25 protein-coding genes and 1 pseudogene are annotated in these 21,400 nt (G+C 71.4%); 10 read left to right on the plus strand and 16 right to left on the minus strand.

Annotation, left to right across the window (positions count from 1 at the left end):
• Positions 1–30: 30 nt before the first annotated feature.
• Both AC3RCE_RS24370 and AC3RCE_RS24375 read left to right on the plus strand, forming a co-directional pair.
• Positions 31–387: a protocatechuate 4,5-dioxygenase subunit alpha gene (locus tag AC3RCE_RS24370; protein WP_492254148.1), complete on the plus strand. Its 357-nt coding sequence runs from the start codon at positions 31–33 to the stop codon at positions 385–387.
• A gap of 11 nt (positions 388–398) precedes the next feature.
• Entirely contained in the window at positions 399–1,244 is an 846-nt protein-coding gene (locus AC3RCE_RS24375; protein WP_492254149.1) for a class III extradiol dioxygenase family protein, read from the plus strand.
• Positions 1,245–1,408: 164 nt separating this feature from the next.
• Here the strand turns inward: AC3RCE_RS24375 and AC3RCE_RS24380 are convergent, their stop codons facing one another.
• Both AC3RCE_RS24380 and AC3RCE_RS24385 read right to left on the minus strand, forming a co-directional pair.
• On the minus strand, positions 1,409–1,753 hold the full coding sequence (locus AC3RCE_RS24380) for a VOC family protein (protein ID WP_218298057.1): 345 nt from the start codon (positions 1,751–1,753) through the stop codon (positions 1,409–1,411).
• Between the two features lie 127 nt (positions 1,754–1,880).
• Complete coding sequence (locus tag AC3RCE_RS24385) at positions 1,881–2,738, minus strand: helix-turn-helix domain-containing protein (protein ID WP_255591883.1); 858 nt, start codon at positions 2,736–2,738, stop codon at positions 1,881–1,883.
• Positions 2,739–2,991: 253 nt separating this feature from the next.
• Here AC3RCE_RS24385 and AC3RCE_RS24390 point away from each other — a divergent pair, with 253 nt between their 5' ends.
• A complete protein-coding gene (locus AC3RCE_RS24390; protein ID WP_492254150.1) occupies positions 2,992–4,278 on the plus strand; it encodes a putative DNA modification/repair radical SAM protein in 1,287 nt (428 codons plus the stop codon).
• Between the two features lie 11 nt (positions 4,279–4,289).
• Complete coding sequence (locus AC3RCE_RS24395; RefSeq protein WP_492254151.1) at positions 4,290–5,159, plus strand: TIGR03915 family putative DNA repair protein; 870 nt, start codon at positions 4,290–4,292, stop codon at positions 5,157–5,159.
• On the opposite strand, the gene AC3RCE_RS24400 is transcribed toward AC3RCE_RS24395, so the two are convergent.
• Together AC3RCE_RS24400 and AC3RCE_RS24405 are read right to left on the minus strand one after the other, a co-directional pair.
• Positions 5,128–6,099 (minus strand): flavin-nucleotide-binding protein, encoded by a 972-nt coding sequence (locus AC3RCE_RS24400; RefSeq protein ID WP_492254152.1) that lies wholly within the window; start codon positions 6,097–6,099, stop codon positions 5,128–5,130. The genes AC3RCE_RS24395 and AC3RCE_RS24400 overlap by 32 nt on opposite strands.
• Positions 6,096–6,740, minus strand: coding sequence for a glutathione S-transferase family protein (locus tag AC3RCE_RS24405; protein WP_492254153.1), 645 nt, complete (start codon positions 6,738–6,740; stop codon positions 6,096–6,098). The genes AC3RCE_RS24400 and AC3RCE_RS24405 overlap by 4 nt, the downstream gene beginning before the upstream one ends.
• Before the next feature lie 107 nt (positions 6,741–6,847).
• On the opposite strand from AC3RCE_RS24405, the gene AC3RCE_RS24410 reads away from it, so the two are divergent.
• Positions 6,848–7,777, plus strand: coding sequence for a LysR family transcriptional regulator (locus AC3RCE_RS24410; RefSeq protein ID WP_492254154.1), 930 nt, complete (start codon positions 6,848–6,850; stop codon positions 7,775–7,777).
• A gap of 89 nt (positions 7,778–7,866) precedes the next feature.
• Here AC3RCE_RS24410 and AC3RCE_RS24415 read toward each other — a convergent pair whose 3' ends face one another.
• Entirely contained in the window at positions 7,867–8,460 is a 594-nt protein-coding gene (locus AC3RCE_RS24415; protein WP_218341747.1) for a TetR/AcrR family transcriptional regulator, read from the minus strand.
• A 235-nt stretch (positions 8,461–8,695) separates the two neighbouring features.
• Here AC3RCE_RS24415 and AC3RCE_RS24420 point away from each other — a divergent pair, with 235 nt between their 5' ends.
• Positions 8,696–9,829 carry a thiolase family protein gene (locus AC3RCE_RS24420; protein ID WP_492254155.1) on the plus strand — a complete coding sequence of 378 codons (1,134 nt, stop codon included), beginning with the start codon at positions 8,696–8,698 and terminating at the stop codon, positions 9,827–9,829.
• Between the two features lie 81 nt (positions 9,830–9,910).
• Here AC3RCE_RS24420 and AC3RCE_RS24425 read toward each other — a convergent pair whose 3' ends face one another.
• The 6 genes from AC3RCE_RS24425 to AC3RCE_RS24450 all read right to left on the minus strand — a co-directional run bounded on the left by AC3RCE_RS24425 (position 9,911) and on the right by AC3RCE_RS24450 (position 14,695).
• Positions 9,911–10,387, minus strand: coding sequence for an FKBP-type peptidyl-prolyl cis-trans isomerase (locus AC3RCE_RS24425; protein WP_369643676.1), 477 nt, complete (start codon positions 10,385–10,387; stop codon positions 9,911–9,913).
• A gap of 161 nt (positions 10,388–10,548) precedes the next feature.
• Positions 10,549–11,631, minus strand: a complete 1,083-nt coding sequence (locus AC3RCE_RS24430) for a pirin family protein (RefSeq protein ID WP_492254156.1) — start codon at positions 11,629–11,631, stop codon at positions 10,549–10,551.
• A 233-nt stretch (positions 11,632–11,864) separates the two neighbouring features.
• The gene (locus AC3RCE_RS24435) at positions 11,865–13,304 is read right to left on the minus strand and encodes an MFS transporter (protein ID WP_218298067.1); all 1,440 of its coding nucleotides are present in this window, start codon (positions 13,302–13,304) and stop codon (positions 11,865–11,867) included.
• Between the two features lie 69 nt (positions 13,305–13,373).
• On the minus strand, positions 13,374–13,859 hold the full coding sequence (locus AC3RCE_RS24440) for a DUF1579 domain-containing protein (protein WP_218298068.1): 486 nt from the start codon (positions 13,857–13,859) through the stop codon (positions 13,374–13,376).
• Between the two features lie 48 nt (positions 13,860–13,907).
• Positions 13,908–14,255: a GFA family protein gene (locus AC3RCE_RS24445; protein WP_218298069.1), complete on the minus strand. Its 348-nt coding sequence runs from the start codon at positions 14,253–14,255 to the stop codon at positions 13,908–13,910.
• A gap of 11 nt (positions 14,256–14,266) precedes the next feature.
• Complete coding sequence (locus tag AC3RCE_RS24450; RefSeq protein ID WP_218298070.1) at positions 14,267–14,695, minus strand: VOC family protein; 429 nt, start codon at positions 14,693–14,695, stop codon at positions 14,267–14,269.
• 107 nt (positions 14,696–14,802) lie between these two features.
• On the opposite strand from AC3RCE_RS24450, the gene AC3RCE_RS24455 reads away from it, so the two are divergent.
• Positions 14,803–15,450, plus strand: coding sequence for a TetR/AcrR family transcriptional regulator (locus tag AC3RCE_RS24455; RefSeq protein ID WP_255591880.1), 648 nt, complete (start codon positions 14,803–14,805; stop codon positions 15,448–15,450).
• Positions 15,451–15,563: 113 nt separating this feature from the next.
• On the opposite strand, the gene AC3RCE_RS24460 is transcribed toward AC3RCE_RS24455, so the two are convergent.
• The gene (locus AC3RCE_RS24460) at positions 15,564–16,001 is read right to left on the minus strand and encodes a WCX domain-containing protein (protein WP_492255434.1); all 438 of its coding nucleotides are present in this window, start codon (positions 15,999–16,001) and stop codon (positions 15,564–15,566) included.
• A pseudogene (locus AC3RCE_RS24465) lies at positions 15,997–16,704 on the minus strand (helix-turn-helix transcriptional regulator); the annotation flags it as partial. The gene AC3RCE_RS24460 and the pseudogene AC3RCE_RS24465, both read right to left, overlap by 5 nt.
• A 23-nt stretch (positions 16,705–16,727) precedes the next feature.
• Between AC3RCE_RS24465 and AC3RCE_RS24470 the strand changes: the two are divergent.
• Both AC3RCE_RS24470 and AC3RCE_RS24475 read left to right on the plus strand, forming a co-directional pair.
• A complete protein-coding gene (locus AC3RCE_RS24470; protein ID WP_492254157.1) occupies positions 16,728–17,531 on the plus strand; it encodes an NIPSNAP family protein in 804 nt (267 codons plus the stop codon).
• Between the two features lie 32 nt (positions 17,532–17,563).
• Entirely contained in the window at positions 17,564–18,097 is a 534-nt protein-coding gene (locus tag AC3RCE_RS24475) for a hypothetical protein (protein ID WP_492254158.1), read from the plus strand.
• 17 nt (positions 18,098–18,114) lie between these two features.
• Here AC3RCE_RS24475 and AC3RCE_RS24480 read toward each other — a convergent pair whose 3' ends face one another.
• Complete coding sequence (locus AC3RCE_RS24480; protein WP_218298074.1) at positions 18,115–19,011, minus strand: LysR family transcriptional regulator; 897 nt, start codon at positions 19,009–19,011, stop codon at positions 18,115–18,117.
• A 155-nt stretch (positions 19,012–19,166) separates the two neighbouring features.
• On the opposite strand from AC3RCE_RS24480, the gene AC3RCE_RS24485 reads away from it, so the two are divergent.
• The gene (locus AC3RCE_RS24485; protein WP_492254159.1) at positions 19,167–19,973 is read left to right on the plus strand and encodes an SDR family oxidoreductase; all 807 of its coding nucleotides are present in this window, start codon (positions 19,167–19,169) and stop codon (positions 19,971–19,973) included.
• 27 nt (positions 19,974–20,000) lie between these two features.
• Here the strand turns inward: AC3RCE_RS24485 and AC3RCE_RS24490 are convergent, their stop codons facing one another.
• Positions 20,001–20,396 (minus strand): hypothetical protein, encoded by a 396-nt coding sequence (locus AC3RCE_RS24490; protein ID WP_492254160.1) that lies wholly within the window; start codon positions 20,394–20,396, stop codon positions 20,001–20,003.
• Positions 20,397–20,406: 10 nt separating this feature from the next.
• Positions 20,407–21,381, minus strand: a complete 975-nt coding sequence (locus AC3RCE_RS24495) for an SDR family oxidoreductase (protein ID WP_370627884.1) — start codon at positions 21,379–21,381, stop codon at positions 20,407–20,409.
• Positions 21,382–21,400 lie beyond the last annotated feature (19 nt).

Here is a 21,400-nt window from a genome sequence, read left to right on the forward strand (position 1 = left end):
GCCTGACCTACATCAAGCCACGGAGACATCGTGACCAAGAAACCGACCCCGCCGCGCCCCATCCCGGGCACCACGCCGTTCGACGGCGCCCAGGCCCGTAAGGGCTATGCGCTCAACAAGATGTGCTTCTCGTTCAACGACGAGGCCAACCGCAAGGCCTTCGCCGAGGACGAGGAGGCCTACATGAAGCAGTACGGCCTGAACGCGCAGCAGGCCGCCGCCATCCGCGCCAGGAACGTGCTGCAGCTCATCGCGGCGGGCGGCAACGCCTACTACCTGGCCAAATTCGCGGGCATCTTCAAGCTCGACATGCAGGACATCGGCGCGCAGCAGACGGGCATGACCAAGGACGAATTCAAGGCCATGCTCGTGGCCGCAGGTCAATAAGGAGACATCACATGGCACAACTCATCGGTGGCCTCGGCACCTCGCACATCCCCGCCATTGGCGGCGCCATCCACAAGGGCCTGCAGAACGAGCCCTACTGGAAACCCTTCTTCGACGGCTTTCCGCCCATCCGCCAGTGGCTGCAGGCCCGCAAGCCCGATGTGGTCGTGATGTTCTACAACGACCACGGCCTGAACTTCTTCCTGGACAAGATGCCCACCTTCGCCGTGGGCGCCGCCGCCGAATACCACAACGCCGACGAGGGCTGGGGCATTCCCACGCTGCCGCCGTTCGCGGGCGAGGTGGACCTGTCGTGGCATCTCATCAACACGCTGATCGACCAGGAGTTCGACGTGACCACCTGCCAGGAGATGCTGGTGGACCACGCCTGCACGCTGCCGCTCAAGCTCTTCTGGCCCGAGGGCGACTGCCCCGTGACGGTGGTGCCGGTGTGCATCAACACCGTGCAGTTCCCGCTGCCGTCGGCCAAGCGCTGCTATGCGCTGGGCAAGGCCGTGGGCCAGGCCATCCAGAGCTGGGACAGCGACAAGAAGGTGGCGGTGATGGCCTCCGGCGGCCTGAGCCACCAGCTCGACGGCGAGCGCGCGGGCTTCATCAACAAGGCGTTCGACCTGCAGTTCATCGAGAGCCTGACCACCAACCCTGAATGGGCCACGCAGTTCAGCGTGCACGAGCTGGTGGAGAAGACGGGCACCCAGGGCGTGGAGCTGCTGATGTGGCTGGCGATGCGCGGCGCGCTCAGCGCCGCCGCGCCGGGCGTGCGCCGCGTGCACAGCAACTACCACATCCCGATCTCGAACACCGCCACCGCTGTCATGGCGCTGGAGGCGGTGTAGCACGGTGGACGGCAGCCCAGGCGCCCAGAACCTGCCCAGGGGTTCTGGATGCGCGGGCTAGCAGCCGCGCACCGCGACTGGCATCCCATCCCCCATCCAGGCAAGGAAGGCGCGCGGCGCCACCAAGGCCTCGAACGGGTTCCAAGGAACGCTGGCCGCCGCCTTCAACGCCCTGCCGGCTGGTGCAGGCCAAAGCGGACCCCGCCGGGGTCCGTGCACATGAGAAACACGCCAAAGCCGGGCTCCTGCGGCCCCGGAGGCTGCACGGTCCCTCCCAGCGCCAGCACACGCTGGGCCGCCTGCGTCGCATCGGCCACTTCAAAGAAGGGGGTGATGGCCCGCGCAGGGTCCGCGCCATGCAGGCCGACGTTCATGTTCCCATTGCGAAACCAGCCCTCGCCCTCCTTCTCCGTGGGCTCGAAGGCCCATTGGAAGAGGTGGCTGAAAAACTGCTGCGAAACCAGGGCGTTTTCGGCTCCAATTTCAAGGAATGAGACGTTGGCGTGCATCGGAAGCTCCATCTGAAAAAAACAGGTCAGGTTCGCCAGTCTGGGCTGCTTGCGCCTGTCCGTCTTGAAGAAAAATGACCTGGGGGGTTCCGGTGCCTCGGACCGCGGCCCCGTCCTCTCCCCCCGGCTACGCCGTCTCCACCAGGCTGGCAGGCTTGCCCGGGACATCGGCCCAGCCTGCGCGCTGATAGGCCGCTGGCGAGCAACCGGCAAAGTGCCGGAACTCCCGGCTCAGGTGGCTCTGGTCGGCATATCCGCAGCGGGCGGCCAGATCCGCCAGGTCCGCCATCCCCGCGGGCCCGGTGACCTCTCCCAGGGCCTGCTGGGCCGCGCCAAAGCGCAGCCGCCGCGCCAGGCGCTTGGGTGTATCCCCCAGCTGGTTGCGGGACTGCAGCGCCAGATGCCGCTCGCTCCAGCCCACGGCGCGGCACAGGGCAGACATGGACAGGTTGCCGCGCTGCGCGCTGAGCAATGCCCAGGCCTGCCGCACCGGGGCCTGCGCCGTGTGGCGCGACCGGCCCAGCACCCCCTGCAGACACCGCTGCACCAGGGCAAACCGCGCGGGCCAATCCGGCGCGTGGTGCAACTGCTCGGACAGCCGCGTGGCCGTGCCGCCCCACACATCGGCCAGCGCGGCCACCGGGCACGAGAGCACATCCGGACTGCCATGGAACAGCTGAAAGCCCAGCCAGGGTGCCAGCGTCACTTCCACGCAGGACTGCGCTCCCAGGTGCTCGGTCACCATCGGCCCGCCACCGAGCCCCGCCACCAGGGATTGGTACCGCTGCATGGCGCCGCCGGGCTGCCCGACGCCGTAAGCCGCGTGCCAGCCGATGATCAGCTTGATGCCCGCGTGCGCGACCTCCAGGCGGCGCACCGTGTGCGGCAGGTATTCCTCGAACCCCCACATCGCACAGGCGGCGGCGGGCAGCCCCGGCAAGCCGGGGCCGGGGATGGCCCGGCTTGAGGCGATGAGCGATGGCATGGGTTCCTCCTGCCGGGCCGAAGTGCGCCGGTGGGCCACCTTACACCGCCCAGCGGCTCCCCAGGTCGCCGGGGTCGCGGACCCCGCGCGGCCCACGAACCCCGGCGGTGCTGGCACGGGAGGCCGCGCAGCCACAGGCTTCAAGCCTTTTTGGCGTCTAGCGCTTTATCCATCTGCGCGAAAAGCTATTTTTTTGATAGCAAATACACCCTGCAAGCTGGTCGGACACCGGAAAATACTGTAAATTCATACAGTGAATTTACAGTCCAAACTCGCCATCCTGGCCGACGCCGCCAAGTACGACGCCTCGTGTGCATCCAGCGGCGCGGCGCCGCGCGATTCGGTGGGCGGGCGCGGCATGGGCTCCACCGAGGGCATGGGCATCTGCCACAGCTACGCGCCGGACGGCCGCTGCATCTCGCTGCTCAAGATCCTGCTCACCAACTTCTGCCAGTACGACTGCCTGTACTGCGTGAACCGGGTCAGCAGCAACGTGCAGCGCGCCCGCTTCACGGTGCAGGAGGTGGTGCAGCTCACGCTGGACTTCTACCGGCGCAACTGCATCGAGGGGCTGTTCCTCTCCAGCGGCATCATCCAGAGCCCCGACTACACCATGGAGCAGGTGGTGGAGGTGGCGCGCGTGCTGCGCGAGGAGCACGACTTTCGCGGCTACATCCACCTCAAGACCATCCCCGATGCCTCGCCCGAGCTGATGGAGCGCGCGGGCCGCCATGCCGACCGGCTGAGCATCAACGTGGAGCTGCCCACGCCCGAAGGGCTCACGGCCCTGGCGCCGCAGAAGGACGGCGCGGCCATCGCGCGCTCCATGGCGCGCATGGCGGTGCACATCGAGGACGCGCGGCAGGCGCGCAAGGAACAGCAGGCCGCCGCCCAGGTGGTGTCGATGCCCGCCACCCGGCGCACGCTCACGCGGCGCGCGGCGGCACCACACTTCGCGCCCGGCGGGCAGAGCACGCAGATGATCGTCGGCGCCGACGCCACCGACGACCGCACCATCCTGGCCACCAGCGCCGGGCTGTACGGCGTGCACCGGCTGCGGCGCGTGTACTACTCGGCCTTCAGCCCCATCCCCGACGCGGCGCGCGCGCTGCCGCTCGTCGCGCCACCCACCGTGCGCGAGCACCGCCTGTACCAGGCCGACTGGCTGATGCGCTTTTATGGCTTCGCGCACGGCGAGATCGTGCCCGCCGGCCAGGGCGGCATGCTGGCGCTGGACATGGACCCCAAGCTCGCCTGGGCGATTGCGCACCGCGAGCGCTTCCCCGTGAACCTGAATACCGCCCCGCGCGAGCTGCTGCTGCGCGTGCCCGGCTTCGGCGTGTTGACGGTGGACCGCCTGCTGGCCGCGCGCCGCGTGCGCCGCCTGCGCCACGCCGACCTGGCGCGGCTGCACGTGCCGCTCCAGAAGGTGCTGCCTTTCGTGGAAGCCGCCGACTACCGGCCCGGCCGCGCGCTCGACGCCGCCGACCTGGCCGCGCGCATGGCCCCGCCGCCGGCGCAGCGCAAGCTTTTCGATTGAGGCAAGCCACCATGGCCCTGCACACCATCACCCTCGCACATGCCACCGACTGGCCGGGCTTTCGCCGGGCCGCGCGCGCGCTGGTGCAGGCCGGCGTGCCGCCGCAGGAGGTGCAGTGGTTCACCGCGCAAGGGGCCGCGCAGGACCTGTTCGCCAGCCCCGCGCCACCGGGCTCCTCCGTGGATCCGCTGCCGTCCCCGGCGGGCGGCGCGGCGCCCCGGGTGCCCGAGGATTTCCTGCGCCTGTGCGAGCGCCTGGTGCTGCACCGCAACCCGGTGCGCTTCGCGCTCATGTACCGCCTGCTGTGGCGCCTGGTGCGCGAGCGCGGACTGCGCCACGACCCCTTGGATGCCGACCGCCTGCAGGCCCACCACATGGTGCGTGCCGTGGCGCGCGACATGCACAAGATGCACGCCTTCGTGCGCTTTCGCCCCGTGACCGACACCGAGGGCCATACCGTGCAGGTGGCCTGGTTCGAGCCCGACCACTTCATCACCGAGGCCAATGCCGGCTTCTTCGTGCGGCGCTTCACGCAGATGCGCTGGGCCATCCTCACGCCCGATGCCAGCGTGCGCTGGGACGGCACGGCGCTGCACACCGGCCCGGGCGGCCAGCGCAGCGATGCGCCGCCGCCCGACGCCGGCGAGGCGCTGTGGCTCACCTACTACCGCCACATCTTCAACCCCGCGCGCCTGAAGACCGACATGATGCGCAAGGAGATGCCGCAGCGCTACTGGCACAACCTGCCCGAGGCCTCCCTGATCACCGAGCTGGCGCGCGGCGCCCACGAACGCAGCGCGCGCATGGTGCAGGCCGAGGCCACCACGCCGCGCAAGGCCATCGCACCGCTCATTCCGTCGCACGCGCACGCATCGCGCTGAACTGCGGCGCGGGTTCGGCCGCTGTCCAGCGCCAGGGCAAGGCATTCGCGCGCCAGATGCCGCCCAGCACCTGCAGCCGCAGCACGCGCTGCGCGCCGGGCCAGCGCGCACGCGAGGCCTCGTCCCAGAGCAGCTCGGCGCGTGCGGCCACATGCAGCAGGCCGCCCTCCTCGTAGTCCACCCACAGCAGCCCGGCCTGCGGGTGCAGCGCGAGGTTGCCCAGGGTGTTGAAGAACAGGTTGCCAGGGTAGTCGGGCAGGGTCAGCACCAGCCCCCGCTCCGTTTGCTCGGCATGCACGAAACCCGGCTCGCCGCCGCGGTGCGACACGTCCACGCCTTCATCGCGCCCTGCGCCCGGGTGCGCCGCCGAGGCACTCGCGATGAACATCGTGTCGCTGCGCGCGATCAGGCCCCGCGCGGCGGCGTCGAGCCCCGCACCCAGCACCTGGGCCGGTGCCGGCGGCGTCACCTCCGCGCGCAGGCCGGGCGCACGCGCCTGGATGTACTTGGGGCAGTTGCCGAAGCTCTGCACCACGTCCACCTCCAGCCCGCGGGCGCCGAACGACGCCACCCGCCCGTTCATGCGGTTGCGCCGGCGCGTGTGCGGCTCCAGGCCCAGCACGCCCACCGGCGCACCGGGTACCAGCCGGGCCAGCACCGGGTCGGCCGCATCGGGCGCCACCGCCATGTGCATGGCATGGGCATCGGGCGTGTGCACGAAGCCCGGCGGCCCTGCCACCATGGTGGCCCAGGGCTGGCCCTGGTCGTCGAGCGCACCCAGCAGCAGCGTGGGCAGCTTCTCGAACAGCTCGCGGTGCTGGTCGGGCATGTGGTCGCGCAGCACCAGGGGCCCCACGGCGGCCATGCGCTCGCGCACGCCCACGCGCTCCTGCAGGGCCTGCTCGCCCGCGTGGAAGGCGGCGGCGGGCGTGGCGTTCATGCCGGCACCATGGCGCCAGGGGCGGGCAGGCGGTCCGCCAGCGGCACATAGCCCGGCAGGGCTTCCATCCGCGCCACCCAGGCCGCGATGCGCGGATAGGTGGCGAGCGACAAACCGCCGATCGGCGCCTGCGAGGTGTAGCTCACCATGGCGATGTCGGCCAGCGTGGGGGCGGCACCGCCCAGCAGCCAGTCGCGGCCGTCAAGCGCGGGCTCCATGAAGTCGAAGAGCCTGCGGCCGATGGCGAGCGCCGCCTCGCTGGGCTCGCGGCCCGTGAGGGCGGCAAAACGCGCGCTCGATGCCCCGGGGGCCAGCATGCCGGCCGCCAGGCTGAACCAGCGCTGCAGGCCGGCCTGGCCCACGGGGTCCTGCGGCAGCCATTGGCTGCCGGGCGCGTAACGCTGCACCAGGTACACGAGGATGGCGTTGCTGTCGGACAGCACCACGTCGCCATCCACCAGCACGGGCACCTGGCCCAGCGGGTTGCGCGCCAGGTGGGCGGCCTGCCGGTGTTCGCCGGCGAGCAGGTTCACGTCGATCAGCGCGTGGGGCAGGCCCAGCATCGAGAGCATCAGCTCGGCACGGTGGCAGTGGCCCGAGATGGACATGCGGTACAGCGTCAAAGGGGAGGTGGGTGCCATGGCGGTGGGTCCTGGAGAGGGTCAACAAAGAAGCCTCCACGTTAGCTATTGCGTATCCTGCCGTGAATAGCCATAGTTCGCCTTTCAAAATTGCATTTTCCGCAACAATGGACCATCTCGACACCCTGCGCTGCTTCGTGGCCGTGGCCGATGCGGGCGGCTTCGCCGTGGCGGCGCGGCGCCTGGGCTGCTCGGCCACGGCCGTGACCCGCGCCATCGCGGCGCTGGAGGCACGCCTGTCGGTGCTGCTGTTCCAGCGCAGCACGCGCACCGTGCGCCTGACCGAGGCGGGCGAGCGCTTCCTGGCCGACTGCCGCCCGATCCTGAACGACCTGCAGGAGGCCGAGCAGGCCGCCAGCGGCGCGCAGGCCGAGGCGCAGGGCCTGCTGTCCATCACCGCGCCGCAGATGTTCGGCATCCAGCACGTGGCGCCCATCGTGCTGGACTTCCTGCAGGCCCAGCCCCGCGTGCAGGCGCGCACGCTGTTCGTGAACCGGCTGGTGCACCTGCTGGAGGAGGACATGGACGTGGCCGTGCGCATCGCCCACCTGCCGGACTCGGGCCTGACCGCGCTGCGGGTGGGTGCGCTGCGGCGCATGGTGGTGGCGTCGCCCGGCTACCTCGCGCGGCATGGGGAGCCGCGCCACCCGCAGGAACTGGGGCAGCACCGGGCGATTGCCTTTTCGTTCGATGCGCGCGCGCCCGCGCCCTGGAAGTTCCGGGGCGGCGCCACGGGCATGCCGCAGCAGGCCTGGATCAGCAACAGCAACGAGGTGGACATCGCCGCCGCCGAGGCAGGCCTCGGGCTCACCCGGTGCCTGGCCTACCAGGCCGCCGCCAGCCTGCGCGCCGGGCGCCTGCGCGTGGTGCTGGCCGAGCACGAGCCCGACCCGGTGCCCGTGCACATCGTCTACCCCGCGGGACGGCGCGCGCCCGCCAAGGTGCGGGCCTTTGTCGAATTCGCGCGCGGGCGGCTCGCGGCCGAGCCGGTGCTGCAGGGGCGGGGCCTGGCGCGGCGCAGCGGCGGGCGGGGGTGACGGGCCACCATGGCAACCTCGATGATTTTGGCCGCCAACGCCCGTCCATCCGGCGGAAATAGCTATTAAATAAATAGCATTCCGATCCCTCAGTCCGCAGCATGCCCCGGCAGCCGCAGCGCCGCCGCCGTGGCCTGCAGGATCTCGTCGGAGAACTGCGGGTCGTCCGCAGCCCGCGCCAGCACCAGGGCGCCCACGAGGCTGGCATAGTCGGCCAGCGCGCGCTGGCGCCTGGCGGCCTTGCTGCGCCCGGGCACCAGCGTGGCCAGGCCCGCCACCTGGGCCTGCATGCCTTCGGTCACGGCCCGGCGCACGGCCGGCCCCTGGCGCGACGCATCGCCGCCCAGCGCGGCGAGCAGGCAGCCCTGGCCCGGCGCATCGCGGTGGCCCGGCGACAGGTAGGCCGACTCGATCGCGGCGAGCGGATCCCGCCCCTGCGCCGCGGCGCCGCGCGCGAGCGCGGCCCACGCCGATTGCAGCCCGTCCAGCGCGCGTGCCGTGGCCTGCGCCATCAGCTCGTCCTTGGACGCGAAGTGCCCGTAGAAGCCGCCGTGCGTAAGCCCCGCGCTCTTCATGAGGTCCGCCACGCCGATGCCGTCAAACCCGCGTTCGCGGAACAACCGCGCCGCCGCATCGAGGATGCGCTCGCGGTTTTCCGCCATCTGTTCCTTGCTCACCTTCATCGCCGATCCCCTTTGTGCCGGATGCCCCGAAAACGCCAGCTTGACACTTTAAATGATGGTTGTCATATAATTTAAACGTGATGACCGTCATCTAAAATACGCTTCCAGGAGCCCCCATGACCACCCCCACGTCCCCTTCCCCGCGCCCCTTGCCGGGCGCGGCGCCACGCCGCCGCCGCCACGGCCTGATTCCGCCCACGGCCACGCCATCCGCAGGAATAGGGAAGGCACCGCCATGCAAGCACTGATTTCCGCCTATGCCCGTTCCCCCTTTCACTTCGCGCGCAAGGGCGCGCTGGCGGGGGTGCGGCCCGACACCCTGGCCGCGCAGGTCGTCACGGGCCTGCTGCAGCGCACCGGCATCGACCCGGCCACGCTCGAGGACGTGATCGCCGGCTGCGCCTACCCCGAGGCCGCGCAGGGCAACAACATCGCGCGCATCGTGTCGCTGCTGGCGGGGCTGCCGCACGCGCTGGGCGGCATGACGGTGAACCGTTTCTGCGGCTCGTCCATGTCGGCCATCCACATCGCCGCCGCGCAAATCGAGGCGGGCCTGGGCGAGGCGTACCTGTGCATCGGCGTGGAGTCGATGAGCATGGTGCCGCAGGGTGGCTTCAACTTCTCGGCCCACCCCGCGCTGTATGAGCACAGCGACGCCTACATCAGCATGGGCGAGACGGCCGAGAACGTGGCACGCCGGTACGCGGTGTCCCGCGCCGACCAGGAGGCGATGGCCGTGTCATCGCACCGCAAGGCCGCCGCCGCGCGCGAGGCCGGCCGGCTGCAGGCGGAGATCGTGCCCATCGCGCTGGACGCGGGCGAGGTGGTGGCGCAGGACGGCTGCATCCGCCCCGGCACCACGCCCGGGGCGCTGGCCGCGCTGCGCCCCGCGTTCCGCGAGGACGGCGTGGTGACGGCGGGCACCTCGTCGCCGCTGACCGACGGCGCCGTGGCCGTGCTCGTGGCCACCGAGGCCTACGCCGCCCGGCACGGACTGTCACCCCTGGCGCGCATCCGCGCCCTGGCCACGGCGGGCGTGGACCCGGCCTACATGGGCATGGGCCCCGTGCCCGCCACGCGCAAGGCGCTGGCGCGCGCGGGGCTCTCGGCCAGCGACATGGATGTGGTGGAGATCAACGAAGCCTTCGGCTCGCAGGCGCTGGCCTGCATCCGCGAACTCGGGCTGCGCGAGGACACGATCAACCTCGACGGCGGCGGCCTGGCCATCGGCCACCCGCTGGGCGCCACGGGCGCGCGCATCACCGGCAAGGCGGCCGCGCTGCTGCAGCGCGAGAAGGGCCGCTACGCACTGGCCACGCAGTGCATTGGCGGCGGACAGGGGATTGCGACGGTGCTGGAGGCGCTGTAGCCCTCTCCACGCCGGGCCTCGGCCTGCCCGGGGGCCGGCCCACGAGGCCGCAGCCAGCGTGGGCGGCCGCCACCCTCCATGTCAGTGCTGGTGCCCGTGCGCGCCATGCACATGGCGGTGCGCAATTTCTTCGGCGCTGGCGGCGCGCACATCGGTCACCTTGCAGCTGAACTTCAGGGCCTGGCCCGCCAGCGGGTGGTTGCCGTCCAGGTGCACTTCGGGGCCCTTGATCTTGACCACGTTGAACACGGCGGGCTGGCCGTCGCTGCCCACGCCCTGCAGCTGGCCGCCGACCTTCACGCCGGGCGGAAACTCGGTCTTGGGGATGGTGCGCACCAGGCTTTCGTCGCGCGCGCCGAAGGCGTCTTCCACGGCGAGGTCCAGCGTGGTGGCAAAGCCCACGGACTGGCCTTCGAGGGCGGACTCGACCTTGGGGAAGATGTTTTCGTAGCCCCCGTGCAGGTACGACAGGTTGCCGGCATCCAGCGGCTTGCCCTGGGGCGTGGTGACCTTGTAGGTGAGGGTGACGGCGGAGTCTTTGGTGATGGGGGTGCTCATGGCTGGGCTTGCGCTTTCATCTTTGGGTCAGGGGGTGCGGCGCGGCGCCTTGCCCGCCGGCTGGCGCCCGGGCCGCGCTGCGCGCATCGAAAACCTGGATTGTCCACGAGCGGCCAGGCACCCCGCCCGGCCGCGCCCGCGACCCCACCGGGCGAAGGTGTTCAGGCCTGCGCCGCCGCGGCGTCCTCGCCGGGGCGCTCTTCCTCGGCCTGGCCGGGGTAGCGCGCAAACCGCCGCGCCTCGGTGCCGTGCACCGGGTCCTGCTCGGCCCAGGGCCAGCCGCCGAACTGGGTGCGGCGGTAGTCGTTCATGGCCTGCATGATCTCGGCCTGCGTGTTCATCACGAAGGGGCCGTACTGCGCCACGGGTTCGCCAATCGGCCGGCCCTGCAGCACCAGGCATTCCACGGTGGTGGCGCCGGTGTTGGCCAGCAGCCAGTCCTCTTGCGGGCGCACCTGCAGCGCGGCGTGGCGGTCCACGTCCTGCGGGCCCACGCGCAGGCTGTCACCCACGAAGAAGTACAGCATGCGCTGCGTGCCTTCGCCCTGGGCGGCAGGCAGGGTCCACTCGGCCCCCGGCTCCAGGCGCAGCGTCCAGATGGCCACGTCGCCCTCGGGCTGCGAGGCCCAGGATTCCGGGGGTGGCGGCAGGGGCGCGGGCGCGCCGGGCAGGGCACCCGCCACCATCGTCACCGTGGTGGCGCGGCCGGCGGCGTCGTGGTGCACCAGGCGCGGGATGCGCTCGTTCCACAGCATGGTGAAGTGCGGCTCCACCATCTTGTTGCGCGCGGGCAGGTTCAGCCAGATCTGGAACAGCTCCAGCGGGTTGGGCTCGGTGGCGTTGAGCAGCGGGAACATCTCGGAATGCACGATGCCCTTGCCAGCCGTGACCCACTGCACGTCGCCGCCGCCAAACCGGGCGGCCGCGCCCAGCGAGTCGGAATGGTCGATCAGGCCCTTGCGCACCAGCGTCACGGTCTCGAAGCCCCGGTGCGGGTGGCCCGGAAAGCCGGGCACGGTGTCGCCGTGGTACATGCTCCAGCCGTCCTTGCGGCTGAAGTCGCTGCCGATCTGGCGGTCTTCGATGGGCACGGCCGGGCCGAACGCGGCGTTGCCCGCGGGGTAGGCATCGTCGTGGTGGGCGCAGAAAAGAAACGGGTCGAGCGTGGGCCACTGCGGTCCCAGCAACTGGGCGCGCACGATGGGCACCAGGGCGGTGGTTGCAGCAGGTGTGGACGACGACATACGAAGACTCCTCGTGTTGTGCACCACCACGATCGGGCGGCATGCCAGTGGAATATGGCGCCAATGGTGCCTGAGCAGAAGTGCGCCCGGTGGAACAGTGCGGTGCGCCAGGCAGGACAGTGGGGCGATCCCGGCGGGCCCACCTTGCTCGCAATTTGAAAGAAATGGGGCGCCAGCGCTTATGGATATTGCGCCAACAGCTATTTATTCAATAGCAGTTCGTTTTTTGTCCCCTAGTGAGCCGCCACCTGCGCGCCCACGGCCGGGGGCCGCGCGGGCCGCAGCACCAGGCCACCCAGCAGCGCCGCCGCCAGCGAGCCCGCGGCCGCCACCCAGAACGCCAGCTGGTAGCCGCCGTTCAGGGCCATCGGGGCCGATGCCCCCGCTTCGCGCAGCGCGCCGGTGCGCGCATCGGCCAGGCTGGCCAGCACCGCCAGGCCCAGCGCGCCGCCCATCATGAACGCGGTGTTGACCACACCCGAGGCCAGGCCCGAATCCTCGGGCTTCACGTCGCCCATGGCGGCCAGCAGCAGCGGATTGAGCGCGATGCCCGCCCCCACGCCCAGCAGCAGCATGCCGGGCAGCACATGCGGCACGAAGCGGCCGTCCACGGGTGCCAGCGCGAACAGCACCAGGCCCACGGCGGCCAGCAGCAGGCCCCAGCCCAGCGTGCCGCGGATGCCGTAGCGCATCACCACCCAGGCCGACAGCCCCAGCGAACAGCCCGCCATGATGAGATTGGACGGCAGGAAGGCCAGGCCCACCTGCATGGCGTCGTAGCCCAGCACCAGCTGCATGTACAGCGCCGACAAGAAGAACCACGCGAACATCCCGGCGGCCCACAGCACGCCCACCACGTTGGAGATGGCCAGGTTGCGCTGGCGCAGCAAGGGCAGCGGCACCAGGGGCGCGGCCACGTGCGATTCGATGTACAGGAACAACGCCAGCAGCGCGGCCGAGGCGCCCAGCAGCCCCACCGACTGCAGCGAGGCCCAGCCCGCCTCGTTGCCATTGACGATGGCATACACCGCCAGCATCAGCGACGCGGTGATGGTGACGGCGCCCGCCACGTCCAGCCGCTGGCCGTGGGCATGCCCCTTGCCGCCCGGCAGCAGCACCAGGCAGGCCGCGTAGATGGCCGCGCCCACGGGGATGTTGACCAGAAAGATCCAGTGCCAGCTCAACGCACTGGTGAGCACGCCGCCCAGCAGCACGCCAATGCTGCCGCCTCCGGCGCAGACAAAACCATAGACCCCCATGGCCCGCGCGCGCTCGCCGGGCTCGGTGAACAGGTTCATGATGAGCGACAGCGCCACGGCCGACACCACGGCCCCGCCCACGCCCTGCACCGCGCGCGCCGCCACCAGCAGCCCCTGCGTATGGGCCAACCCGCAGGCCAGCGACGCGAGGGTGAACAGCGTGATGCCCGCCAGGAACAGCCGCCGGTGGCCATACAAGTCCCCGAGCCGCCCGCCCAGCAGCAGGCAGCCGCCAAAGGTGAGCATGTAGGCGTTGACCACCCACACCAGGGACGTTTCGGTGAAGCCCAGGTCGGCCTTGATGCTGGGCAGCGCGACGTTCACGATGGTGGTGTCGAGCACGATCATGAGCTCGCCCAGGCACAGCAGGATGAGGGCGGGCCAGCGTGCGCGGCCTTCGATGCGGAGGGTCATGGAGCGGCGGGAGTGAAAAAAGGATTCGCAGTGCGGCGCGTCCCCGCCAGGGGGGCGCACCGCGGCGGCTCAGGGGGTTCTCGTGTATTTTGCTTGCATGATCTGGTTCCAGCTGCCGTCCGGCTGCTGGCTGAACGACGTCAGCGTGCGCTCGTTGGCGCTCACCAGCGTGATCACGTCACGGTAGCGGGCGGTCTTGCCGTCGCCCTTGAAGCTGGGGCCTTCGGTCTCCAGCGTGAGCACCTTCTGGTCGGCATCGAGCGTGCCGCGATAGACCCACATGTGGGTCATCATCGAGCCCACCCAGGTGCCCAGGAACACGTTCTTCTCGGGGTCGTAGCCCAGCGTCATCTGCATGCGCGCCTCGCCGCCACCGGGCATGGTGCCGGTGCCTTCGAGGATCACCCACAGGTCGCCCAGGGCGCGGCCGTGTTCGGCGCCCACGGACTGCTGTGCCGGTTCGCCCGGCGGCGGGTCGCAGTCGGAGGTGCTGGTCCAGTGGCCCAGCAATTGCTGCAGCCAGCGGTGCATGGCATGGGGTTCGGGATTCATCATGGAAGTCTCCTTGCAGGGGAATGTGAGGGGGTGTGAGGGTTGGGGGGGTCAAGCCGCCCGGCCGTCGTAGTGGTGGACGGGCACGCTGCCCAGGTCGAGGCCCTCCACGCAGCGCAGATTGACCGCCGCCACGGGCTGGCCCTTGGGGTCCACGCCTTCGCCAAAAGGATGGATGCCGCAGGCCGGGCAGAAACGGTGCCGGATCACGTGCCTGTGGAAGGTGTAGGTGGCCGCGTCGGCCTCGGGCGTGGTCAGCCGCAGCGCGCCGCGCGGCACGAACCACAGCAGCGATCCGCGCCGGTGGCACATGCTGCAATTGCAGGCCAGGCCGCTGTCGACGGTGCCTTCCACTTCGAAGGCGACCTTGCCGCAGTGGCAGCTTCCCTGGTACTTCATGGCCGCCGCGCTCATTCCGGCGCCACCACCATCCACGACACGCCAAAGCGGTCGGCCACCATGCCGAAGGCTTTCGAGAAGAAGGTCTTGGCCAGCGGCATCTGCACCTGCCCGCCCTCGGCCAGCGCGTCGAAGTAGCGCTTGGCCTCCGCCTCGTTCGCGGGGCTCAGCGCCAGCGAGATGCCCTGGAAGTTCAGCTGGCCCGAACCCATGCCGTCCGACGCCATGAGCTGGGTCTCGCCCACGTTGAAGGCGGCGTGCATGACCATCTCGGGCGTGGGGCCGGGGCCGGCGCCCTCGGCGCAGCCCTGGCCGGCGGCGGGCTCGGGGTTGTCCTTGTAGCGCATGAGCATGGTGACCTGCGCGCCCAGGGCGCGGCGGTAGAAATCCAGGGCCTCTTCGCAGCGGCCTTCAAACATCAGATACGGCTCGACTTTCATGGGGGTCTCCTTGGGAAGGTCTCGGAACATGGATTTCGGCGCACAATTGTGAACACCGTCCACAAACAATACCAAAGATAATGGACAGTGTCCACATCTCACCGCCCATGACCGTAACCACTCGCAACACCCCCGCCGCACGCAGCACCTACCGCCATGGCGACCTGCGCCGCGCCCTGCTGGACGCGGGCATCGAGCTGGCGCGCCAGGGCGGCCCCGACGCCGTGGTGCTGCGCGAGGCCACGCGCCGCGCGGGGGTCGCGCCCAATGCGGCCTACCGCCATTTCGCCAACCGCGACGACCTGCTGGACGCGGTGCGTGCCGCCGCCGTGGCGGCCGTGGCCCAGGCCATGGAGGCCGAACTGGCCCAGGTGCCCGCCACGGGCACGGCCACCGAGCAGGCCCACGCCAAGGTGCGCGCCGTGGGCGCGGGCTACCTGCGCTTCGCGCATGCCGAGACAGGCCTGTTCCGCACCGCCTTCGGCGGGCGCTTCACCGTGCAGCACGACCCCGACCCGGCCATGGGCGGCGCCACGGGGCTCAACCCGTTCCAGCACCTGAGCGCGGCACTCGATGACCTGGTGACGGCAGGCGCCCTGCCGCCCGAGCGCCGCCCGGGCGCTGAATACCTGGCCTGGTCCACCGTGCACGGCATGGCGCTGCTCTCCATCGACGGGCCGCTGCGCGGCACGCCGCAGCAGATGCTGGACCTGCTGGGCCTGCGCCTGCTGGACATGGTGCGGCGCGGCCTCTAGGCACCCTTTCCCGGCGCGCGCAGCGCCGCATGTCCGAAGCCATTCCACGCGCTGGCGCTTGAAGAACAAGCGCTTTAAGCTATATATTTGATAGCAAATTCACATTCTGCTGCTCAGCCACCGTCCAGCCCGTACATCCGCGCCGTGGCCCGCACCCGGGCCACCAGCGCACGGCGCAAGGCGGCGGGCCGCAGCACCTCCACCTGCGGCGACAAGCGCAGGAGCTGGCCGCAGGCGTGCTCCACCGACTCGATGGGAATGGTCACCGCCACGCGCCCGTCCGCCCGGCGCGGGGGCGGCCGTGGGCGCGGCCGCCACGGCCCGGGCCACCGCGCTGCTGAGCGCGCGCAGCCCCTTGAGCCCGGCGGGCGTGGCCAGCAGCGCCGCCTCGCCGGTGTAGAGCCCGGATTCAAAGCGCCGGATCGAGCGCGCCCAGTAGCCCGGCAGGTCGAACCGCGCGGGGCGGCGCACCGGCGTGGCGAGCGCCTGCGCCGCCAGGATGTTCGAGACGCGGTAGGTGCGTGGCCCGCTGTCGCCACCATCGCCACCATCACCGCCGCCCTTGCCCGTGGCCTTGTCCGCCGGCAGCGCCACCAGGTACCAGGCACCCGCCTTGAGCACCAGGCCCAGCGGGCTCACGGTGCGCTCCACGGTGTCGGACCAGCTTTCATAGCGCATCGCGATCTGGTGCCCGCTCCACACGGCGGCGGCCACCGTGGACAGGTGCGGCGTGGGGTCGCTCTCGCGGTACCAGTCCACCGGGTCCAGGTGCAGGCGGGCGCTCACGCGCTGCGCGTCCTCGCGCCATGCGGCGGGCAGGGCGGCCAGCAGCTTCAGGCGTGCGCCCTGCACGTCGCTGCCCAGGCCCAGGTCCTGCGCGGGGCCGGGCAGGCCGCTGAGGAACACGGCCTGCGCCTCCGACGGCGTGAGGCCCGTGAGCGTGGTCTTCCAGCCCGGCAGCAGCGCAAACCCGCCATGGCGCCCGCGCTCGGCATAGATGGGCACGCCCGCGGCGCTGAGCTGGTCCACGTCGCGGTACAGCGTGCGCACCGACACCTCCAGCGCCCCGGCCAGCGCTGGCGCGCTCATGCGGCCCTGGGTTTCGAGCAGCATCTGGAGCGAGAGCAGGCGGCTGGCGCGCATGGCGGGAAGGAAGTGGTCCGGTAGGGTGCGGCGCGGGCCCGGGGCCCCTGGCCAGAAAAAAAGAAGGCAGCTGCGGCGAAGATACCTGAAATACCTGCCATGCGGTGTCATGTATGGGGGCGCAGACTGCGGGCATGACTTTCATCGACCCCCACCCTGCAGGAGCCCGCATGCACGACACCGCCATGGCCACGCGCCACCCCTGCGCCCCACCCGCCGCCGACGAATGCGCCATCGTCGAGCTGCGCCAGTACACGCTGCACCCGGGGCAGCGCGACGTGCTGATCGAGCTGTTCGACCGCGAGTTCGTGGAGACCCAGGAGGCGCAGGGCCTGCGCGTGCTGGGCCAGTTCCGCGACCTGGACCGGCCCGACCTGTTCGTGTGGCTGCGCGGCTTCGGCAGCATGCAGGCGCGCCGCCAGGCGCTCGAAGCCTTCTACAGCGGGCCCACCTGGGCCGCGCACCGCGACGCCGCCAACGCCACCATGATCGACTCCGACAACGTGCTGCTGCTGCGCCCCGCCTGGCCCGGCGCGGCCGCCGCGCTGCCCCAGCACGCGCGCGCGGCGCCGGGCGCCAGCGGCGCGGCCCCCGGCGTGGTGGCGGCCACGGTGTTTCACCTGCGCGAGGCCGCCACGCCCGCGCTGCTGGACTTCTGCCGCCACCGCATGGCGCCCACGCTGCAACGCGGGGGCGCGCGCCAGGTGGCCTGGTACTGCACCGAGACCAGCCCCAACACCTTTCCCCGCCTGCCCGTGCGCGAGGGCGAACATGTGCTGCTGGGGCTGGCGCTGTTCGGCCGCGAGGCCGCGCTGGAGGCGTTCACCGGCAGCACTCCCTGGGCGCGGGGTGTGGCGCCGGGCCTTGCCCCCTGGCTGGCCCGCGAACCCGAGACCCTGCGCCTGCAGCCCACCGCCCGCTCCGCGCTGCACGCCTGACGCCCCCCGCTTCACCGATGAAAGACCCCACCATGGCCACCCCGAACCTCATCACCATCCCCTCGCCCGCCGTGGCGCCCAGCGCCGCGCGCGACTTCGACTTCCTCATGGGCCCCTGGCGCATCCGCAACACGCGCCTGGTGCGGCGCCTGGCCGGCTGCAGCGACTGGGAGGTGTTCGACGCCACCGGCACCGCCCGCCCCCTGCCCGCCGGCATCGGCAACTGCGACGACTTCACGCCCCTGGCCTGGAAGCCGGGCTTCGTGGGCATGACCCTGCGCGTGTTCAGCCCCGCCACGCAGCGCTGGAGCATCTACTGGCTCGACAACGCCACCGGCGGCCTGGACCCGGCCACGGGAATGCTGCAGCCCCCTGTGGTCGGCGGCTTCCAGGACGGTGTCGGCATCTTTGACGGCCAGGAGCTGTTCGAGGGCCGCCCGGTGCGGGTGCGCTTCGAGTGGTCAGGGATGCACACCGGCGCGCCACGCTGGCAGCAGGCGTTTTCCGAGGACGGCGGCGCCACCTGGGAGGTGAACTGGGTGATGGAGTTCACGCGCCCGGTGTAGGCGCGCTCCGGCCGTTCTCAGCGCGCGGCCGACATCACCCCGGCCAGCCAGTCCACGAAGACCCGCACGCGCGGCGACAGCTGGCGGCTGTGCGGGTACAGCACCGACACCGGCATGGGCGCGGGGCGAAACGGCGCCAGCACCTCGCACAGGCTGCCATCGGCCAGCCGGGGCGCGATGTGGTAGCGCGGCACCTGGATCAGCCCCAGGCCCGCGGCGCAGCAGGCGTGGTACGCATCGGCATCGCTCACGGCCACGGGGCCCTTGAGCTGCACGCTTGTGGCCACGCCGTCCACGATGAAGTCAAAAGGCAGGGGCTTGCCCGTGCGCTGCGAGAGGAAGTTGACGGCCCGGTGCCCGCGCAGCGCCTCCACGGTGGCGGGCGTGCCGTGGCGCGCCAGGTACCCGCGGCTCGCGCAGGTCACCTGCTGCAGCAGTGCCACGCGCCGCGCCACCATGGTGGAGTCGCGCAGCTCGCCGCCGCGCAGCACGCAGTCCACGCCCTCGCGCACCAGGTCCACCAGCCGGTCGCCCATGCCGATCTCCAGTTCCACCTCGGGGTAGCGCGTGCAGAACTCGCCGATGCGCGGCAGCACGAAATGCCGGGCCAGCGTGCCCTGCAGGTCCACGCGCAGCTTGCCACGCGGCGCGCTCGCGGCGTGGCCGAATGCCGCCTCTGTTTCCTCCAGGTCGGCCAGCAGACGCTGGCAGCGCTCGTAGTACGCCTGCCCGTCGGGCGTGGTGCTCACGTGGCGCGTGGTGCGCTGCAGGAGCCGCGTGCCCAGGCGCTTTTCCAGCGCCTGCACCGCCAGGGTCACGCTCGCGCGCGGCAGCTGCCGGTCTTCGGCCGCGCGGGTGAAGCTGCCCAGTTCGACGATGCGCGTGAAAAGCTGCATGGATTGAAAGCGGTCCATCGCGAAGGGCTCCCCGGTGGGTCTTGATTGTTGTGCCGCATTGAACAGTGAAGTCAATTCTAGGTATTTATCAATCTTCACAACAACAGAACAATACCGCTGCCACACGCCGCCACCGGGTGGCGTCCCTTCCCCACCGCACCAGGAGCCTTGCCATGCAGCCGCTGTCCACCACCCCTTCCTCCTACGCCCCTTCCTCCTCCTCTTCCCCTGAGTCCGCCCCCACGGGCCCGCGCACCGCGATCGTCACGGGCGCATCGCGCGGCATCGGCGCCGCCATTGCCCACCGGCTCGCGCGCGACGGTTTCCGCGTGGTGGTCAACTACGCCGGCCGCACCGAAGACGCCCAGGCCGTGGTGCAGGCGATCACCGCAGCGGGCGGAGCGGCCGTGGCGGTGCAGGCCGACGTGGCCGACAGCGGCGCCGTGCGCCAGCTGTTCGATGCCACCGAGCAGGCCTTTGGCCGCGTGGACGTGCTGGTCAACAACGCGGGCGTGATGCCATCCACCCTGCCGCACCTGGCGCAGACGGACGACGCCACCTTCGACCGCGTGGTCGCCATCAACCTCAAGGGCACGTTCAACACCCTGCGCGAGGCCACGCACCGGCTGCAGCCCGGGGGGCGCATCGTCAACTTCTCGACCAGCCTGGTCGGCACGGCCCTGCCGGGCTATGCCGTGTACGCCGCCACCAAGAGCGCGGTGGAGACCCTGACCAGCGTGCTCGCCAAGGAACTGCGCGGCCGGAACATCACGGTGAACGCCATCGCGCCCGGCCCCACGGCCACCGCGCTGTTCCTGGACGGCAAGACGCCCGAGCTGATCGGGCGCCTGGCCCAGGCCAACCCCATGGAGCGCCTGGGCACGCCCGAGGACATCGCCAGCGCCGTGGCCTTCCTGGCCGGGCCGGACGGCGGGTGGATCAACGGGCAGACCCTGCGCGCCAACGGCGGCATGGTGTGACGGCGCGCTCCGCGCGGGCCCCGGCACCTACGCCGGCGCGTGGATCACCGGCGCGCCCCGCCCCAGCGGATCGAGCGCCACCGCCAGCCGCGGGGCATCCGCCAGATCGGGCCGGCCCGTGCCGCCCAGGTCTTCCAGCGCGGTGAACTGGCCGTCCAGGAAGAGGAAGCTCGTCGTGCGCGCGATGTGCGCCAGCGCCTCCCGCGCACCGGCGAACCCGCTGCCCGTGGCCTGGTCGCCGTCGAGCAGGTAGGCGTAGGTGCCGCCGTCTCCCTCCTGCGACAGGCGCCCCAGGTCCACGAGCTTGTGCCTGACGTTGCTGGCGTACACGCGGCCCTGCAGCGCATACAGCACGAAGCGCGCGCCCGCGGGCGCCGGGGAGGGCGAGGCGGCGGTGGTGTTGGTGTTGGTGGAAACAGGCATGCCGGGCTCCTCACGATGAACGGCGGCGGGCGGCCCACACGCCAAGGCCCAGGCCGACCACGCCCAGCACGGCCACCAGGCCCATGCCGTGGCGCCGCGCATCGCGCTGGCCGCCATCGATGGCGGTGCCGCGCGACGGTGCGAACAGGTTGCCGTCGCTGCGGGGCGCGGGCCGGGCGCCGCGCAGCGCACGCTCGGTCACCCAGCGCATCGCGGCGCCCAGGCGCTGCGGCGCCAGGGCATGGACCACGCGGCCCGGCGCGGCACCGGCGCCCAGCCAGGTCACGGCCCTGGGCCGGTCGGCCAGCGCGGCCACCGCCTGGGCGACCCGGCGCGGGTCCAGCAGCGGAATGCGGGGCTGGATGCTGCGGCCCGTGTAGTTGGCGCCGTGCGAGAGGCCCGGCGAATCGACGAAGGTGGGCGCCACGTCGCACACATGGACCCCCGGCAGGTCCGACACCTCGGCGCGCAGCGCCTCGGAGAGCCCTCGCAGCCCGAACTTGCTGGCCGTGTACGCGGCCGCATATGGCGACGGCAGCCAGCCGCCCACCGAGATCATGTTGATGAGCGTGCCCTGCCCGCGTTCGCGAAAGTGCCGCAGCGCCGCATGCGCGCCATGCAGGTGCCCGAGCAGGTTGGCCTCCAGCACGCGGCGGTGCGCGGCCAGGGGCGTCTGGTCGAACCGCCCCACCGCGCCCACGCCCACGCCGTTGACCCAGACGTCGATGTGGCCATGGTGGCGCAGCGCCGTATCGGCCAGCCGGGCCACGGCATCGGCGTCGGTCACATCGGTGGGCACGCCCAGCGCCGCCGCCGCGCCCGCGTTGCGGCAGGCCATGGCCACCGGGGCCAGCGTGTCGGGGTTGCGCGCGGCGAGCACCAGGCACGCGCCCCGCCGCGCGAACGCGAGGGCGGTGGCGTGGCCGATGCCGCTGGACGCGCCGGTGATGACCACCACCTGCGCCGGGGGCGGCGGCAGCGGCACGGTGGCGGCATCGGCCGGG

This window comes from Acidovorax sp. GW823-FHT05D11 (assembly GCF_058795695.1).

Excerpts from the sequence above, each read along its gene's own strand:
- AC3RCE_RS24375 (WP_492254149.1), top strand. The coding sequence starts at position 399 with ATGGCACAACTCATCGGTGGCCTCGGCACCTCGCACATCCCCGCCATT.
- AC3RCE_RS24380 (WP_218298057.1), bottom strand. The coding sequence starts at position 1,753 with ATGCACGCCAACGTCTCATTCCTTGAAATTGGAGCCGAAAACGCCCTG.
- AC3RCE_RS24385 (WP_255591883.1), bottom strand. The coding sequence starts at position 2,738 with ATGCCATCGCTCATCGCCTCAAGCCGGGCCATCCCCGGCCCCGGCTTG.
- AC3RCE_RS24395 (WP_492254151.1), top strand. The coding sequence starts at position 4,290 with ATGGCCCTGCACACCATCACCCTCGCACATGCCACCGACTGGCCGGGC.
- AC3RCE_RS24400 (WP_492254152.1), bottom strand. The coding sequence starts at position 6,099 with ATGAACGCCACGCCCGCCGCCGCCTTCCACGCGGGCGAGCAGGCCCTG.
- AC3RCE_RS24405 (WP_492254153.1), bottom strand. The coding sequence starts at position 6,740 with ATGGCACCCACCTCCCCTTTGACGCTGTACCGCATGTCCATCTCGGGC.
- AC3RCE_RS24410 (WP_492254154.1), top strand. The coding sequence starts at position 6,848 with ATGGACCATCTCGACACCCTGCGCTGCTTCGTGGCCGTGGCCGATGCG.
- AC3RCE_RS24415 (WP_218341747.1), bottom strand. The coding sequence starts at position 8,460 with ATGAAGGTGAGCAAGGAACAGATGGCGGAAAACCGCGAGCGCATCCTC.
- AC3RCE_RS24420 (WP_492254155.1), top strand. The coding sequence starts at position 8,696 with ATGCAAGCACTGATTTCCGCCTATGCCCGTTCCCCCTTTCACTTCGCG.
- AC3RCE_RS24425 (WP_369643676.1), bottom strand. The coding sequence starts at position 10,387 with ATGAGCACCCCCATCACCAAAGACTCCGCCGTCACCCTCACCTACAAG.
- AC3RCE_RS24430 (WP_492254156.1), bottom strand. The coding sequence starts at position 11,631 with ATGTCGTCGTCCACACCTGCTGCAACCACCGCCCTGGTGCCCATCGTG.
- AC3RCE_RS24435 (WP_218298067.1), bottom strand. The coding sequence starts at position 13,304 with ATGACCCTCCGCATCGAAGGCCGCGCACGCTGGCCCGCCCTCATCCTG.
- AC3RCE_RS24440 (WP_218298068.1), bottom strand. The coding sequence starts at position 13,859 with ATGATGAATCCCGAACCCCATGCCATGCACCGCTGGCTGCAGCAATTG.
- AC3RCE_RS24445 (WP_218298069.1), bottom strand. The coding sequence starts at position 14,255 with ATGAAGTACCAGGGAAGCTGCCACTGCGGCAAGGTCGCCTTCGAAGTG.
- AC3RCE_RS24450 (WP_218298070.1), bottom strand. The coding sequence starts at position 14,695 with ATGAAAGTCGAGCCGTATCTGATGTTTGAAGGCCGCTGCGAAGAGGCC.
- AC3RCE_RS24455 (WP_255591880.1), top strand. The coding sequence starts at position 14,803 with ATGACCGTAACCACTCGCAACACCCCCGCCGCACGCAGCACCTACCGC.
- AC3RCE_RS24460 (WP_492255434.1), bottom strand. The coding sequence starts at position 16,001 with ATGGTGGCGATGGTGGCGACAGCGGGCCACGCACCTACCGCGTCTCGA.
- AC3RCE_RS24470 (WP_492254157.1), top strand. The coding sequence starts at position 16,728 with ATGACTTTCATCGACCCCCACCCTGCAGGAGCCCGCATGCACGACACC.
- AC3RCE_RS24475 (WP_492254158.1), top strand. The coding sequence starts at position 17,564 with ATGGCCACCCCGAACCTCATCACCATCCCCTCGCCCGCCGTGGCGCCC.
- AC3RCE_RS24480 (WP_218298074.1), bottom strand. The coding sequence starts at position 19,011 with ATGGACCGCTTTCAATCCATGCAGCTTTTCACGCGCATCGTCGAACTG.
- AC3RCE_RS24485 (WP_492254159.1), top strand. The coding sequence starts at position 19,167 with ATGCAGCCGCTGTCCACCACCCCTTCCTCCTACGCCCCTTCCTCCTCC.
- AC3RCE_RS24490 (WP_492254160.1), bottom strand. The coding sequence starts at position 20,396 with ATGCCTGTTTCCACCAACACCAACACCACCGCCGCCTCGCCCTCCCCG.